Source organism: Gymnodinialimonas sp. (genome assembly GCF_059726805.1).
The window spans coordinates 3626097-3641836 of record NZ_AP041059.1; the positions used below are offsets into that span (position 1 = coordinate 3626097).

At 62.2% G+C, this 15740-nt stretch carries 16 protein-coding genes and 1 tRNA gene; 7 read left to right on the forward strand and 10 right to left on the reverse strand.

Translation table 11 applies throughout. The features are described from left to right. Positions 1-43: 43 nt before the first annotated feature. The 7 genes from AC6I9R_RS17575 to AC6I9R_RS17605 form a co-directional block, all read right to left on the reverse strand. Entirely contained in the window at positions 44-349 is a 306-nt protein-coding gene (locus AC6I9R_RS17575; RefSeq protein WP_461427186.1) for a hypothetical protein, read from the reverse strand. 437 nt (positions 350-786) lie between these two features. Next, the gene (locus AC6I9R_RS17580; RefSeq protein ID WP_461427185.1) at positions 787-1863 is read right to left on the reverse strand and encodes a site-specific integrase; all 1077 of its coding nucleotides are present in this window, start codon (positions 1861-1863) and stop codon (positions 787-789) included. Between the two features lie 24 nt (positions 1864-1887). Then, complete coding sequence (locus AC6I9R_RS17585) at positions 1888-2310, reverse strand: helix-turn-helix domain-containing protein (protein WP_461427184.1); 423 nt, start codon at positions 2308-2310, stop codon at positions 1888-1890. After that, positions 2310-2519 carry a MerR family transcriptional regulator gene (locus AC6I9R_RS17590; protein ID WP_461427183.1) on the reverse strand — a complete coding sequence of 70 codons (210 nt, stop codon included), beginning with the start codon at positions 2517-2519 and terminating at the stop codon, positions 2310-2312. The genes AC6I9R_RS17585 and AC6I9R_RS17590 overlap by 1 nt, the downstream gene beginning before the upstream one ends. Positions 2520-2652: 133 nt before the next feature. Next, positions 2653-3414 carry a hypothetical protein gene (locus AC6I9R_RS17595; RefSeq protein ID WP_461427182.1) on the reverse strand — a complete coding sequence of 254 codons (762 nt, stop codon included), beginning with the start codon at positions 3412-3414 and terminating at the stop codon, positions 2653-2655. A 107-nt stretch (positions 3415-3521) separates the two neighbouring features. Continuing rightward, positions 3522-4736, reverse strand: a complete 1215-nt coding sequence (locus AC6I9R_RS17600) for a tyrosine-type recombinase/integrase (protein ID WP_461427181.1) — start codon at positions 4734-4736, stop codon at positions 3522-3524. 142 nt (positions 4737-4878) lie between these two features. After that, positions 4879-4968: transfer RNA gene (locus AC6I9R_RS17605), tRNA-Ser, on the reverse strand. 258 nt (positions 4969-5226) lie between these two features. Here AC6I9R_RS17605 and AC6I9R_RS17610 point away from each other — a divergent pair. The 7 genes from AC6I9R_RS17610 to AC6I9R_RS17640 all read left to right on the forward strand — a co-directional run bounded on the left by AC6I9R_RS17610 (position 5227) and on the right by AC6I9R_RS17640 (position 11892). Then, entirely contained in the window at positions 5227-6111 is an 885-nt protein-coding gene (locus tag AC6I9R_RS17610; RefSeq protein ID WP_461427180.1) for an SPOR domain-containing protein, read from the forward strand. Positions 6112-6117: 6 nt separating this feature from the next. Continuing rightward, positions 6118-7308, forward strand: coding sequence for a D-alanyl-D-alanine carboxypeptidase family protein (locus AC6I9R_RS17615; protein ID WP_461427179.1), 1191 nt, complete (start codon positions 6118-6120; stop codon positions 7306-7308). Between the two features lie 235 nt (positions 7309-7543). Continuing rightward, a complete protein-coding gene (tmk, locus tag AC6I9R_RS17620) occupies positions 7544-8167 on the forward strand; it encodes a dTMP kinase (RefSeq protein ID WP_461427178.1) in 624 nt (207 codons plus the stop codon). An 83-nt stretch (positions 8168-8250) separates the two neighbouring features. Beyond that, on the forward strand, positions 8251-9375 hold the full coding sequence (locus AC6I9R_RS17625) for a DNA polymerase III subunit delta' (protein WP_461427177.1): 1125 nt from the start codon (positions 8251-8253) through the stop codon (positions 9373-9375). A 7-nt stretch (positions 9376-9382) separates the two neighbouring features. Beyond that, the gene (locus tag AC6I9R_RS17630; RefSeq protein WP_461427176.1) at positions 9383-10168 is read left to right on the forward strand and encodes a TatD family hydrolase; all 786 of its coding nucleotides are present in this window, start codon (positions 9383-9385) and stop codon (positions 10166-10168) included. Next, positions 10168-10965 carry an MBL fold metallo-hydrolase gene (locus tag AC6I9R_RS17635; protein WP_461427175.1) on the forward strand — a complete coding sequence of 266 codons (798 nt, stop codon included), beginning with the start codon at positions 10168-10170 and terminating at the stop codon, positions 10963-10965. The genes AC6I9R_RS17630 and AC6I9R_RS17635 overlap by 1 nt, the downstream gene beginning before the upstream one ends. Then, positions 10966-11892 (forward strand): AEC family transporter, encoded by a 927-nt coding sequence (locus AC6I9R_RS17640; protein ID WP_461427174.1) that lies wholly within the window; start codon positions 10966-10968, stop codon positions 11890-11892. On the opposite strand, the gene AC6I9R_RS17645 is transcribed toward AC6I9R_RS17640, so the two are convergent. The 3 genes from AC6I9R_RS17645 to AC6I9R_RS17655 all read right to left on the reverse strand — a co-directional run bounded on the left by AC6I9R_RS17645 (position 11889) and on the right by AC6I9R_RS17655 (position 15739). Continuing rightward, complete coding sequence (locus AC6I9R_RS17645) at positions 11889-12941, reverse strand: Hint domain-containing protein (protein WP_461427173.1); 1053 nt, start codon at positions 12939-12941, stop codon at positions 11889-11891. The genes AC6I9R_RS17640 and AC6I9R_RS17645 overlap by 4 nt on opposite strands. 166 nt (positions 12942-13107) lie before the next feature. Further along, complete coding sequence (locus AC6I9R_RS17650; protein WP_461427172.1) at positions 13108-14121, reverse strand: ABC transporter permease; 1014 nt, start codon at positions 14119-14121, stop codon at positions 13108-13110. A gap of 4 nt (positions 14122-14125) precedes the next feature. Then, complete coding sequence (locus AC6I9R_RS17655; RefSeq protein ID WP_461427171.1) at positions 14126-15739, reverse strand: ABC transporter permease; 1614 nt, start codon at positions 15737-15739, stop codon at positions 14126-14128. Position 15740: the final 1 nt, after the last annotated feature.

Below are 15740 nucleotides of genomic sequence, written 5' to 3' on the forward strand. Positions count from 1 at the left end.
TAGCAACTGCGTCACGTGGGGCTGCGCTCATTGGTCTGAGTTATCAGTTTTCCAGACCATTTTTCGTATCGTGATCATGAAGGTTGATGATCGTTGATCTTTCAACGAAGCCGTTTGGAGTAATGTCATGCCGCAAAGGTGCTGTCTGGCGACCCAGCCAGAAAGGAGAGACAACCAGAAGGAAGATGAAGACCACAAACGACGCGCCGAACGACAATGACACGCAAAACAGAAGAATTGCCAAAAAAGAGTAGCCCGTCAGAACTGAAGCAACTCCCACGACAGATAAGCCAACTACCGCAGTCACTAGTAATGGACCATTTAAGACCATGTTTCGAGCTTCGTTCATCTTGGTTAAAAATTGGTAAACGCCGACTAAATGTCACTGACGGGTGCTAAGGACAGAGATGCGTTGGTCCACTTGGGGAGTTCTCTCTCAACAAAGACCGTCAGATTGCGCGCCTAACTCAGAGCTTCGTGAATCACTTCTCCCACACGACACGCTCCCTTGCGATCCAAAGGCGCTCTGGATCGGCGCTTACGCTTGATTGAGGAACGCCCGACAGCTCTGCTGCTTCCGCAGCTGTATTAGCTACCGCCCATCCCCGAACTGATGAAACTCGCCCACCGTCAGCGGGCACACTGATTTTCCAAACTTGAAGCATGGCTGTTTGTGGCACGACACGGTTAACAATCAATTACCTCAAATCCGTTCGCCAAGGTTGGCTTTGGAGACACCACGATGCTGCAAGCAGGTTACAACCAACTTCCGTTTTGGGCCGATTGCTACTTCGTTTCAGAGCTTTTCAACGATTGCCCGAGAGCAAACCCCTTCATTACCTCGCCCTGCCGCTCGCGAGTTACGGGCAGGTAGCTGTTTACCGTCGTCGCCAGATGCGAGTGCCCCATGTTCATCGACCATGCCTTGTGTTGCTCCATCGAGCTGCAAACCCCATCGCCATACCTTACCAGCGTCTTACGGAACGCATGCGGCGTGAAAGGGTGCATCTGGACCCACCGAAAAGCCGCTTTGATGATCGCGTTGAGCGGCGCGCCCGATGCATAGCCTTCTCGAGCAAACCCGACCTTGGCGAACCGCTTGTCCACCATCCCCATCGCCGCCTTGGGAAAAACGGCATCCGTATCCCCGAACAGTTCCACTTCGCGCAGATAGGTGATCCACCGCTCAAGGCATTCCCGATAGAGCGGGTCCACCGGGAAGAACCACGTGTCGATCAGCTTGCCGTTCTTCGTCGCCACATCGCGCGGGTCTTGGAACACATGCCCATCGAACAGGTTCACGTGCTTTAGAAGCAGGCTCGCCACCGCCCCATCGCGCGCGCCCGTCAGCATGAAGAAGGCAAAGAGCGCCTTGTCCCGCCGTTCGTATTGGTCGCCCTCCGGCATCGCCTGAAACGCATGCAGCGCCTGATCCATCGAAGGATACGGCACGGGCCGCGCCGCATGGGCCACGCGCCTGCACTTTCGCGAGTTGTTGAAATAGGCCGCATCCGAATGGCTGATCCGCGACTTGTACCCCGGCTGGTCCGCAAGCCATTTTACGAAGCCCTTCACATAGGCCAGCATTGCATCCACGGTAGAGGGTGACAAAGGCTTCTTCGTCCGCTTGTTCCGCGCCTTGGCGAGGTGCGCTTTGAACCTTTCCCCCCAGCCGCGATGAAACTGCTTGAAGTCCTTCCCGCCGACCGCTTTCTCAAATGCCGTCAGCGCCGCCGCGACTTTATCGAGCGTCTTTTCATCCTTGCCATCGGCCTGCTTCAGCCAGTCCAGATATTTGTGCTTTGTCCGCACGTTCGATGCGTGTTTTCCAGGCATATTCTGCGCCCCCATTGAAGTGATCATTTCAGTTGAGCCGGAAAGGTTCGCTTATGCGTATTCCTGCATGTTGGGCGCGAAACCGTATTTGACGCTCCATTTGCGCAAATCGGATCGCTTGATGATCCGCCTGGTCAGCCGTTCGCAGGTCGGGCAGATCGCCATGATCCGGTCGCGCTTGGCATCCATTGGCTCCGCATCCACAAGCCCCGGTTGCGGGGTTTGTGCAGTCTTGCAGCCCAGGCAATAGACTTCGAAGGCCTGTAAGCTGGTCTTCTTCCGGGCCAGCTTTTCGGCGTGGAATTCGTGGAAATCCTGCCCCTCGATCAGGAAAGGCCGCTTGTCGGTCAGGCAGTACAAACCACGTTTGCACCAACGCCGGACCGTGCCCACCGTCACCTCCAAAAGATCGGCAAGTTGCTGGATTGTGTAGCTGCGATGCATCTTGACCCGCCGGGCCTGCACCCGCGCCATCAGCCCCGCCCCCGTGCGGGCTCGACCCGCTTGGCATCCGCCCAGGCGTTCAGGTCTTCGCCCCGGTAGATGATCTTGCGACCAAGACGATAGAACGCGGGGCCTGTGCCCTTGTGCCTCCACTGCGCCAACTTCTCGCGTGGGCCGATGACGTCCAGTTCAGGATCGCCAAGGACGTAGTTGCGGTTTTGCTCGAAAAGGTTTGCCATGATGTGCCTCCAGGAACGTGACATGAGGCAAACAGACGACAGCCAGCCCAACTGAGAAAGGCCAACCCGAAGCCAAATTCAATGCTGAAAGAAGAGGGAAAATCCTTCGACTTTTTTGATCTGTGGCGGGCCTTCAGTCGCCGAAACTGTCACCCCGAGAAGTGGCTGGAGGCAAACCCAAAAGACCGCCAAGGAGCAGACTTGGCTTTTGAAGATCGTCTTCGGACAACTGTGTGATTGCCCAATCCGCCATATTCCGCACGTTCGCCCTAACATCGAGGATTTCGAATACCTCTTGAAGCGCGCGTGTGAAATCAGTGGAAGGATAACCTCCTTCACCTGACACGCCGGATGTCGGCATTTCACCCACCTCCTTGCAATAGTGGCGTGCAAACCGAAGAGCGATGGCGCGGGCAAAGTGATTTGGCGGTCTGGAATGTCCGCTCCAATAGTCGCGTTCTTGGTCCGCCAAGTTCTGCAAGCGGTCTGATAACGCTCGCTTAAATGCATGGAGCGCAAACGCGAGGTTCGTCGTCAACCCGTTATCAACCATGCCCTTTAAGACAAAGGTCGGGATCGTATCTGGCTTCTTCCGTTGCTGGTCCAATTGACGATTGTAGTCCACGAAACCGCATATTCTGGCTGCTGCGAGGGAGTCTGTGTGACCGTTGCCAGTGTGCCCCGAAATAAGGAGGTCAAGAATACCCTCGGAACGCTCAAGTGCAGCTTCGGTGGCAGCTTTTTCCACCAAGAATTCAGACTTTGAGTCGTGAAAGTTTGGTTTCGTAACATCAAAGGGAGCACCCATCTTGAAAGAGGACGGCTGCTTGCCCCGTGCGATAAGCATGCGGTCAACTGCATCGTGCAGGCGCTGGTCTCGCTCACTTAACTCCATGAAAAGATATCGTGACGGAGGGGCTTTTTTTGGTCAAGGGGTTTGTTTCGGTTTTGTTCACTCTTTGAAGGTGAATAAAAAGGCGAATTTTCACCGACCTTATACGCTTAGGTTTTGCGCTTTCCTCTTTGCCCAAATTGGACGATCTCCCCGCCCGCACCCGTCACATATTCCGACCACCACTCCATGAGAACCCGCCGCCGGTCAAGCAAATCACTTCGCGCATAGGCCTGCTCCACTTCAGACCCAACCTTGTGCGCAAGGCTTATTTCCGCAACCTCACGCGGCGCGCCCGCCACCTCGCCCGCCCAATCGCGGAACGTGGACCGGAAACCGTGGACCGTGACGCCCTCCACCCCCATCCGGCGTAGAAGCATCAGCATCGCCATGTTCGACAAAGGCCGGTGCCGCTTTTGCCCCTCGAACACCACTTCCGACTCCAACGCCTTCAACGGCTCCAACACTTCGATCATTGCATCCGTCAACGGAATCCGATGATCCTCGCCACCCTTCATCCGCTCCGCCGGGCAGGTCCAGAGGCGCGCGTCGAAGTCCACTTCTTCCCAGCGCATCTTCAACACCTCGCTGGTCCGCGACCCGGTCAGGCAGGTGAACATCAGCGCTTTCGCCGCCATGGCTGACCGCTCCTGCACATCCGCGCAAAAGCTCGGCACGTCCTGCCAGCGCATTGCCTTGTGATGATTCACCTTCTTCTTCACCTTCGGCAGAACATGGCCATCCCTGATTGCCACAACCGGGTTTTCGCCCTCGCGGAACCCTTTGGACCGCGCCACGTCTAAAACGGTCTTGATCCGTTGCGACAATCGCCGTGCCGTCTCGTGCTTCTCCGTCCAGATTGGCGATAGGCACATCAGCACCTCCGGCTGGCCAATGCCATCAATCGGCATTCGCCCGATCTTGGGAAAGGCGTAGTCGCGCAGGGTGTTGATCCATTGCTGGCCATGCTTTTGGTTTTTCCACGTCGGCATCCGGTCAATATGCACTTGCTGGGCGATTTCTTCGAACGTGGGAATGTCCCGCATCGCGTTGAAGCGGGGGTTGACGCCCTGCTTGGCCATTCGACGATACTCCAGCGCCCGGTCGCGCGCTTGATAGAGCGTCACCACGTCAGCGCCGCCCAAACCGAAGTCAGTGCGGAGAGGCGCGCCTTTGGCGTTCTTCTGGCCCTTCACCGTCACCCGGACGATCCACCGCCGCGCGCCTGACGGGTCCACGACGAGGTAGAGGCCACTGCCATCCCCGTGCCGACCCGGCCCAAGGTTCTCCACAAGCTTCTTCGTTAACTTACCTGTCAGCGCCATACCACATTCCATACCACACAAGATACAAAACTAGATAAGAACGAAAGAAGCCCAAGGCAATGATCGACACAAAGAAAATCCAGCAATACAAAGCAAAAGGGCCACACAAAGCGACCCGATCAAACTCACGAAAATGGTACGTTGGCGGAGGAGGTGGGATTCGAACCCACGGTACGCTTTCACGCACGCCGGTTTTCAAGACCGGTGCATTCGACCACTCTGCCACTCCTCCGGGAACGATCAGCGGGCTGATCTCCAGGGTCTGGGCACCGCGATAATGGGACGGGTGTGATTCTGAAACCCACTCTGGGCAGGGTTCTGCACAAGGCGGCTTTTCAGACGCGAATCAGTGGTGTATCATCTGTGTCAATACAGGCGTGGTCCGTCCAATCGGATCACATACCGGCAGCGACCGGTCCGGCAACGTCCGGGAACGTTAACAATCACCTGCGCGCATGACGCGTGGGGACAGAGTGCAGAGAAGAGCAGCATGACCCTAATCCGCCCCCCGTTCCACTCGTCGTCCCGAATCCGTGCGATGTCACTCGCGCTTGTTCCTGTTATCGCCCTGTCGGGCTGCGTTGGGGAAGGCGAAGGCCTCCTCAGCTCACGCGATGCCGATGCCGACGGGCCCGCCCCAATCGGCGCGACGCGGCTGGTCGAGCGCGACGTCGAAGCGCCGGAAATCTTCGAGGCCACGACCGAAGGCCTCTGGGATGGCCGCCCGTCGCTGGGTGGGGTCTGGGTGGCGCACCCCGACGTCACGGACCCCGAGCGGGTGATCATCCGCAATGACGAAAACGGACGCTTCGTGATCGGCGCGCTGTTCCGGCGCGAGCGGGATAACCCCGGGCCGGACCTGCAGATCTCGTCCGATGCCGCTGCCGCCATCGGCGCTTTGGCGGGTGATCCGACGATGCTGAACGTCACCGCCCTGCGCCGCGAAGAAGTGGCGGAGACCGCCGACGCCGCGCCTGACAGCTTCGCCCCCGGCACCGAGATCGCGGCCACGGCTGTCGCGGCCGAGATCACCTCGGCGCCGCTCGACGGGGCCGACAGCACCATCGCAGCGGCCGCCGCGGCCATCGAAGCAGCCCCCACCCCGCAGCCTGCTGTTGCCCGCGCCCCTGCCGCTGGCGCGCCTGAGCGGGCTTACGTCCAAATCGGCATCTTCTCTGTGCAAGAAAACGCCACCAACACCGGGCAGGCCTTGCGCAGCGTCGGGCTAGAGCCCACAATCTATGATCAGTCAACCAACGGTCGCCAGTTCTGGCGCGTCGTGGTGGGGCCCGCTGACAGCGAGGAAACCCGCGATGCGATCCTGGCAAATGTCCGAGAGCTTGGCTTTGATGATGCCTTTTTCGTAAGACGTTAGGACGCCATGCCCATCGCTTCTTTCTTCAAGACCGCCGCGACCCTGATCGCGGCGGTTTTCGTTTCAACCGCTGCCTTGGCGCAAGGCTACGAGACCGAGGCCCGCGCGGCCTATGTCTATGACCATGCCTCTGGCCAGGTGCTTCTGGCGCTGAATGCCGACGAAAGTCTGCCGCCTGCTTCCATGTCCAAACTGATGACGCTCCTGATGGCGTTTGAAGCCCTGCGCGACGGTCGCCTGACGCTGGAGACGCGGGTGCCCGTGTCCGCCCATGCGATGAGCTTTGGCGGGTCGACCATGTTTCTCAACACCCAGGATCGTCCGACGATTGAAGAGCTGATCCGGGGCATCGTGATCGTGTCCGGCAATGACGCGTCCGTCGCCTTGGGCGAGGCGCTCAGCCCCGATGGCACGGAAGAGGGTTTCGCCGCGCTGATGACACAGCGGGCGCGGCAGTTGGGGATGATGAATTCGACCTTCGTCAATGCCTCGGGCTGGCCCGCCGAGGGCCACCGTATGTCGATGCGCGATCTGGGCATTCTGTCGGTACGCCTGATCGAGGAGTTCCCGGAATACTACGCCTACTTCCAGGAAACCGAGTTCGACTACGAGGGCCGCAGCCCCGCCAACCGCTTCAACCGCAACCCGTTGTTAGGCCTCGGGATCGGGGCGGATGGGCTGAAGACCGGCCACACACAAGAGGCCGGGTTTGGGCTTGCAGGCTCGGCCCTTCAGGGCGACCGGCGGGTGAGTTTCGTGATCACGGGCCTGCCGTCGTCAGATGCCCGCGCGGCGGAGGCAGAGCGGATCGTGACATGGGCGTTCCGGCAATTCGTTATGCGCGACGTGGTAGAGCCCGGCGTGGAGCTGGCCCGTGTGCCGGTGTTCCTGGGCAGCGAGGAAACCGTGGGCCTCGCCCCATCAGAGGGGATCGAAATGTTGCTTCCGGCGCTGCTTGACCCAGAGATTGAGGCCAACTTGACCTACACCACGCCCCTGCCCGCGCCGATCAGCGCGGGCGATGTGGTCGGCGAATTACACGTCGTGCAAGGCGTGCATGGGTTCGAGGCCCGCGTGCCGCTGGTGGTGATGGAAGACGTGACGCGGGGCGGCCCCCTGGTGCGGATCGGCACGGCCTGGTCCGATGTCATGGGCCTGATCTCGGGCGGGGATGGGGACGGCGCGCCCGCCTCCTGAACGGCACACCCGGATTGATCCCAGGCGCTCCCGTGTTGGCGCTTTGCCCTGGCGGGCATAGCCCTGCACGTTGGGCCGGGCGCCTCGCGACCTTCGGTCGCTCGGCGGGCGCGCGCTCCCTCAGACCTTTGTGATCTTGGCAGGTCGGGGGCGCCTTTGGCCCGCGCCTTGCCCTGCCCTTCCCGCCGTGCAAAACCAGAGGGCAGACGACCCAGACCGAGAGCGCCGACCCGCGATGCCCCCCCTTTTCATCAGCCTTGAAGGCATCGACGGCTCTGGCAAATCTACGCAGGCGGCACGGCTGGTGGATTGGTTGCAGACGAAAGGACGCAACCCACTGCGCACCCGCGAGCCGGGGGGCTCGGACGGGGCCGAAGAAATCCGGCGTCTGCTGGTCGAAGGCAACCCCGACCGCTGGAGCGCGGAGACCGAGATCCTTCTGTTCACCGCCGCGCGCCGCGATCATCTGGAGCGCACGATCCGCCCCGCCCTGGCCCAGGGCCGCGACGTGGTGACGGACCGTTTCGCCGACAGCACCCGCGTCTACCAAGGCGCCACACGGGGCGAGTTGCGCGGCCTCGTGGATCGCATCCACGCCGAGGCCATCGGAGTGGAACCGGACCTGACCCTGATCCTGGACATGGATCCCGAACTGGCCCTCGCCCGCGGCCTTGCCCGCGACAGCGGTGAAGACCGGTTCGAGGATTTCGGCCTGCCGTTTCAGCAAAAGCTGCGCGCGGGGTTTCGGGCCTTGGCCCAGGAATACCCCGATCGCTGCCACCTCGTGGATGCCTCCGCTGACCCATCTACCGTCACTACGACACTCCTGCAGATCGTGGACAACCGTCTGAACGCATGACCCGCGCGCGGCCTGCCTTATTCAAATTGATATACCATTGATCTACCCTGCACCCCGCCGTCGCCCCATGCTACACCTGCGCCATGGCCGATGATCTGCTTCCCGAATCCGACCGCGAAGGCGACGCGCCGCACCCCCGCGACACCGCGCGCCTCTTCGGCCACGCCGCGCCCGAGGCTGAATTTCTGACCGCTGCCACCTCGGGTCGCCTGCCCCACGGGTGGCTGCTGACCGGACCCAAGGGCGTCGGCAAGGCCACTTTCGCCTGGCGCGCTGCACGCTTCCTGCTGGCCACGCCGCCGCCCGGCGGTGACGACATGTTTGGCACCCCACCGCCGCCGGAAACCCTTGATATCGCAGCAGATCACCCGGTGGCTCGCCGCATGGCGGCCCTCAGCGAACCGGGGCTTTTCCTGTTGCGCCGCCCGGTGGATGAGAAGGACCAAAAGAAACTCAAGACCGTCATCACCGTGGACGAAGTGCGCGGTCTCAAAGGGTTTTTTCAGATGTCGGCGGGGGATCACCGCCGCGTCGTGATCGTCGACAGCGCGGACGAGATGAATTCCTCGGCCGCCAACGCGCTGCTGAAAGAGCTGGAGGAACCGCCCGAAGGCGCGGTTCTGTTCCTGATCTCTCACCGTCCTTCAGGCCTTCTGCCGACTATTCGTTCGCGCTGCCGGACCCTGCGGTTCAACCCGCTGCAAGACGCGGATCTCGCCTCGGCGCTGATGCAGGCAGGCGCCGAGCCGCCTGAGGGCGCGGCGTTGGCGACCCTCGCCCAGGGCTCGGTCGGGGCGGCAATGTCGCTGGCCGAACAGGGCGGGCCGCAACTCTACGCCGATATCGCCAAGCTTCTGGGAACGCTGCCAAATATGGACCGACAGTTGGCCCTTCGCCTGGCCGACGCAACCGCTGGCAAGGCTAATGAGGCGCGCTTTACGCTGACCCTCTCGCTCCTCGACACAGCCCTCGCCCGGGCCGCGCGCCTGGGCGCCACCGGCCAAACGCCCGCGGAAATCACCCCGAACGAGGCCGCCACGCTGGCCCGCCTCGCCCCCTCGCCCCAGCACGCCCGCGAATGGGCGGCGCTGGCGCAATCGCTGACGGCACGCGCGCGCCGTGGCAAGGCGGTCAACCTTGACCCTGCGAGCCTGGTGTTTGATATCTTCCTGGACCTGGACCGGATGGCGGCCCGGCTGGCCGCATGAGACCTAAATGACCCCTCCCACAATCGTCGACAGCCACTGCCACCTCGATTTCGACAGCCTCGCGTCTGAACTGCCCGAGGTCGTCGCGCGCGCCCTGGAGGCAGGCGTCACACGGATGGTCACGATCTGTACACGCCTGAAGAACGCCGCCTCAGTGCAAGCGATTGCCGAGGCGCACGCGCCGGTCTTCTGGGCAGGGGGCACCCATCCGATGTCCGTCGCGGAAGAGCCGATGGCGACGCTCAACCAGCTGGAAACGCTGGCAAAACACCCCAAGTTCGTGGGTATCGGAGAGACTGGACTCGACTATCACTACACCTCGGAAAGCGCGCAGGTCCAGCAGGACAGCCTGCGCCTGCATATCGAGGCCGCGCGTCGGACGAAGTTGCCCCTGATCATCCATTCCAGGGATGCCGATGATGACATAGCCCGCATCCTGACCGAGGAATACGCGAACGGCGCCTTCACCTGCGTCATGCATTGCTTCAGCTCGTCGCCCGCGCTGGCCAAGGCCGCGCTGGACCTCGGGTTCTATTTGTCGATGTCCGGCATCACCGCCTTCCCCAAGTCCCAGCCGCTGCGCGACATCTTCGCAAGCGCGCCGCTCGACCGGATCCTGGTGGAGACCGACAGCCCCTACCTCGCCCCCCCGCCCCATCGCGGCAAACGCAATGAGCCTGCTTTCACGGCCCACACCGCACGCGTCGCGGCGGAGACGTTCGGCGTCAGCTATGAGGACTTCGCCGCCCAGACCACCTCGAACTTCGACCGCCTGTTCTGGAAGGCGGCCTGATGGCGGAGGTGCGATTCACCATCCTCGGCTGCGGCTCGTCAGGCGGCGTGCCGCGCCTGGGCGGCCATTGGGGCGACTGCGACCCGGAGAACCCGCGCAACATGCGGCGGCGGTGCTCGCTCCTAGTTGAAAAAGAAGGGGAAAACGGGACGACGACGGTTCTGATCGACACCTCCCCCGACCTGCGGGCGCAGCTGCTGGAGGCCGAAATCGGGCGGCTCGATGCGGTGCTTTACACCCATTCCCATGCCGATCACGTCCATGGCCTCGATGACCTGCGGATGATCGTTTACAACATGCGGGCGCGCCTGCCGGTCTACGCCGATGGGCCGACCACAAACGACCTTCTCAACCGCTTCGGATACGCCTTTGTGCAGCCGCCAGGCTCGGCCTATCCGCCGATCCTCGACATCCATTCGATTGACGGCGATGTCACGATTGACGGTGACGGCGGCCCGATCACCTTCACCCCGTTTGAGGTAACCCACGGCAATATCGACGCGCTGGGGTTCCGCATTGGTGATGTCGCGTATTTGCCCGATGTCTCCGATATCCCCGAGGCCGTCTGGCCCCTGCTCGACGGGCTGGACACCTGGATCCTCGACGCGCTGCGCTACACACCGCATCCCAGCCATAGCCATCTGGAAAACTCCCTGGCCTGGATCGAGCGGGCCAAGCCCCGCCGCGCCGTCCTGACAAATATGCATATTGATCTGGATTATCAGACGGTTGCCGATGAGACGCCGTGGCACGTGACCCCCGCCTACGATGGGCTGACCCTGACGTACCAGGTCTAGATGGGCGATCTACTCGCCATCGTCCTGCCCGTCTTCCTCGTTGTGGGCGCAGGCTACGTGGCGGTCTGGCGTGGGCTTTTCAAAGACAGCGCCGTGGACGGGCTGATGTCCTTCACGCAGAAATTCGCCATCCCCTGCCTGCTGTTCACCGCGATTGCCACGCTGGACATCAGCGCCGAGTTCAACCTCTGGCTGCTGGCCGCCTATTTTGGCGGCGCGGTCGCGTGTTTCATCCTCGGCATCTTCGGCGCGCGCTGGCTCTTTGCCCGCCCCTGGCCCGACTGCATCGCCATGGGCTTCACCGCGATGCTGGCCAACACGGTGCTTCTGGGCCTGCCCGTGACCGAGCGCGCCTTCGGGGTTGAGGCGCTTGGCCCCAACTACGCGATCATCCTGTTCAACGCCGGCGTCTGCTACCTGATCGGCATCACCACGATGGAGATCGTTCTGGCCAATGAGCGCGGCGGCAGGCTCGTCACCACGGTCGTAAAGGCGATGTTCCAGAACTCCCTGATGATCGGGATTGGTGCGGGGTTCATCGTCAATGTCACGGGCATTCCGGTGCCCACAGTGGCCCAGGACGCGCTGGATCTGATGATCCGCGCCGCCCTTCCCGCCGCCCTTTTCGGCCTGGGCGGCGTGCTTTACCGCTACAAGCCCGAGGGGGATGTGGGCGCGATTGCGATGCTCTGTGTGCTAACCCTTGCCATTCACCCGGCCATCACCTGGACCATCGGGACGCTCGGCGGGCTCAGCACCGGGCAGATGCGCAGCGCTGTGATCACGGCGGCCATGGCGCCGGGGATCAACACCTACATCTTCGCGGATATGTACGGCGTCGCGCGCCGCGTCGTGGCCTCCACGGTGTTGATCGGCACGGCGCTGACCGTGATCGGCGCGTCGGTCTGGCTGCTGGTCCTGCCTTAGGCCGCGAAGGCCGCGCGGGCCTCGATCGCGCGCAGGGCAAGACGAGACGTCTTGCGGTGGCTCAAGCGCTCCAACTCCGGGAACATGGCAAAAAGCTCGGCCTCCGCCGAGGCGCCCAGGTTACACAGAGCCACGTCCCCGGGGTGCAGGCTTTCGGCAGGCACACCCTCGGCAAATAGCGTGCGGTGGCCTTCCAGTAGGACGTGGAAGTAGGTGACCGTCCCGCCTTCGGCGATGCGCACGCCGGGTTGATCCAAGAAGTAGGCGGCGGGCACCCAGACGGCGTCCTCGCCAAAAAACAACTCGGCCCGCCACCCCGTCAGCAGCAGGCGGTGCTGGCGAGAGACGCGCAGGGTGCGGGTGTTGCCGATGGCGCCGGGGGCGAACTCGACCGGGGCGAAGTGCGACTTGGCGGGGAAGGTCTTGCTGCCGATCCATCGAATGGGCTCTGCCCCGTGATCGGCGGTGTCGACCATGGCACCCACTGCCAGATCCTCGACCGCGACAGGGCCGGACGGCGTGGCAATCAGCGTCCCTTCGGCAAAACAGATCGGCGTGGCATAGCTGGAGGCCGCGATGTTCGGGCCTTCCTGGTTGCTGATCACCGTGAGCCCATCGCCAATTGGCGGGAAGCCCCCTTGCGGGCCGATGAACGCCAACCCCTCCACGTCGCCGTAAGAGTTCGTGTCGCCGGACTGGCGGATGTTGAAGGCGATCAGCTGGTACTGAATGCCGTTGGAATCCTCGACGATGACGCCGTATTCGGCCTCGACAATGGAGTTGGCGGGGAAGGTCTCTCCCCCAAAACTTTCGGTGTTCACCAACCGTTGGCTGCTGTCGCTGTCACCGAAATCATCGTCGCCAGCGTTGTCGTTGATCTCGATCTCTTCCCAGGCGTTGGAATTTAGCGTGATCACGGCCCCCGGGTTGCCGTTGGCCGGCGCCAAATGCACGCCAGACCCCTGGTCCTCTCCGTCGAGGCCATTTCCCCCGTTGGTCCCGGTCACAGTGATCAGGCCTTCGGGCAGCATATAGATAGTGTAGGGCATAGATCTTCCTTGGACGCAGGGGCGCGCGCCCGGGCGTAACCAGCCGATGTGGCCGTTCCTAGGGGAAAATGTGTCAACAAGATGCAGAAGCCCGCGGGTCCGCGGGATCACGCCTTAATGCGGCGCAATTCCGCGCAATGTCAGTGTTGCGCGCTGCCGCGCACCATCAATGTGGCGCGATCCCGCGCAGGCGCTCAGAGCGTTGCCGCAACAGCTCCACCACCGTCAGCAGAATGACTGAGATCGCCACCAGCACCGTTGCTGCCGCCAGGATCGTTGGGCTGATCTGCTCTCGCAGGCCGGTGAACATCTGCCACGGCAGGGTCTGCTGCCCGGCAGAGCCCACGAAGATCACCACGACCACCTCGTCAAACGAAGTGATGAAGGCGAAGAGCCCACCCGAAATCACACCCGGCAGGATCAGGGGCATCTGGATCCGGAAGAACGTCGTCACCGGGTTTGCGCCGAGGTTCGCCGCCGCGCGCGTGAGCGAGCGGTCAAAGCCCACCAGCGTCGCCGTCACCGTGATGATCACAAACGGAATGCCCAGGGCTGCGTGGGCCAGAACGACGCCCATGAACGTGCCCTGCAGGCCGATGCGCGAATAGAAGAAGTACATCCCCGCGGCCGAGATGATCAGCGGTACGATCATCGGCGAAATCAGGATCGCCATGATCGCGCCCTTGAACGGCACGTGGCTTTGCGAGAGGCCAATCGCCGCCAGCGTCCCGAAACCCACCGACAGCAGCGTCGCGACTGGCGCAATCCGCAAGGAGTTTCGCATGGGCGTCATCCACTCCTCCCCCTCCAGGCCCGTCAGCTTGCCGACGATCAGGCCGAGGATCGCGAAGATCAGGATGGGGAAATAGTTGGTGGTTTCCTTCCAGACTTTCAGCACGACGGTGATCGCCACCCCCAACCCCAGGCCGATCAGCAGACCAATCCACGGATAGCCCCCGTCGCCAAAGAACGACCGGTAGTGCCTCAGGCTGTAGGCCTCTGGATCAAGCGCCAGCATGCCTGGCGTGAAGGTGAAGAAATCCTCGGCGTTGAAGCTGAGCGGGATGATGGTGAGGATCGGCGCGATCAGGAAGAAGAAGATCAAGCCGCAGATGACGCGGAAGCCATAGAACCAGAGGCGCTGACCGAACGTGGCATAGGGGGGGAGTTTGGTATCCATGATCTTATCCCAACTTCACGTTGTCGATGCCGACGATGCGGTCATAAAGCCAGTAGAGCGCCATCACCAATGCCAGCAGAAGCGAGCCAAGCGCCGCCGCAAGGCCCCAGTTGAGGCTTTGGCTGATGTGATAGGCGATCCGGTTGGAGATGAACGTACCGGTCCGACCGCCGACGATCTCGGGCGTGATGTAGTAGCCGATGGAGAGAATGAACACGAGGATACACCCCGCCCCGATCCCCGGAATGGACTGCGGGAAATACACGCGGCGGAACGCGGTGAAATTCGTGGCACCCAGGGATTTCGCCGCCCGCACGTAGCTGGGGGGGATGGTTTTCATCACCGAGAATAGCGGCAGGATCATGAACGGCAGCAGAATGTGCGTCATGGCAATGATCGTGCCCAATTGGTTGTTGATCAGCGCCAGCCGCGCATCATCGGCCACAAGGCCAATCCACACCAGGATGTCGTTGATCACCCCTTGCTGTTGCAGCAGCACCTTCCAGGCCGACGTCCGCACCAGAAGCGAGGTCCAGAACGGCAGCAGAACAAGGATCAGCAACAGGTTGGACGAGCGCGACGGCAGGTTCGACAGCAGATAGGCGATCGGGTAGCCCAACAGCACGCACATCAGCGTAATCATCGCCGACATGAAGATCGTGCGCCAGAACAGCAGAACGTAAATGCGCTGCTCTTCCGGTTGCGCTTCGATCCCGTCCGGCGTCAGGCGCAGGTCGACCGAGGTCAGGAAGTATCCGGCAGTGTAAGGGTCCGAGAACGCCTCGATGGTGGCCCAAACGTTGGTATCGCCCCAGTCCTCGTTGACCTCCAACCATTGCTCACGCGGGGACATGCCGGTGAAGGTGTTCACCGCGCCGTTGGCTTCGGCGACAAGGTCCGCGTGCGGCCCGGCATAGGCCGACGCGTCCAGCCGGGTTAGGTCGCGGTAAAGGGCCATGTAGACGGTGAACCACGGCTCTTCCGCCGTCGGGTTGTCGTCATCGGCCTCCTGCGCGGTACGCGCGAAGCTGCGGTAGGCGTCGGCGGTCTCGGGGAAGGATTCCCGGGCGGCGACGGACAGCTCAAACCGGGGCCCCGTGCCATCGGCGCCCATCGCGCCGGAGACCCAATCAGGCGAGCCCATGATTTCGGCCCAGACGACCGGGTCTTCCCAAGCCTCATTCAGCTCGATGAACTGATCGGCGAAATCTTCGCCGATCTCATCCACACCGCGCCCGGATTGGCGGAACAGCGACGACATCCCCGTCGTCTCGTAGTTCAGGCGAGAGCCCAGGCGCGTGTGCAGGCGACGCTCAGCCGCTTCCATGAAGTCATAGGCCAGCGCGGCGAAGGTATCATCGTCCGGCAGGTCCGCCGGGTCCCATTCCTCCAGGGCCAGGACGGTGCGCGGCAAGGTCTCGGATGTGATCTGGTTCTCGACCGAGCGGAACAGCATGTCGACGATGGGCGCAATGAAGGCGACCATGATGAAGATCAGAAGCGGCGCGATCAGCATCAGCGCGCGGAGTTTCTGGGCCCGCAACGCGCGCCCAAGGCTGCGCTTCAGCGGGGTGCCATCGGCGGCGAGGACGGGACCATCGGTCGTGGCGTCGGACATA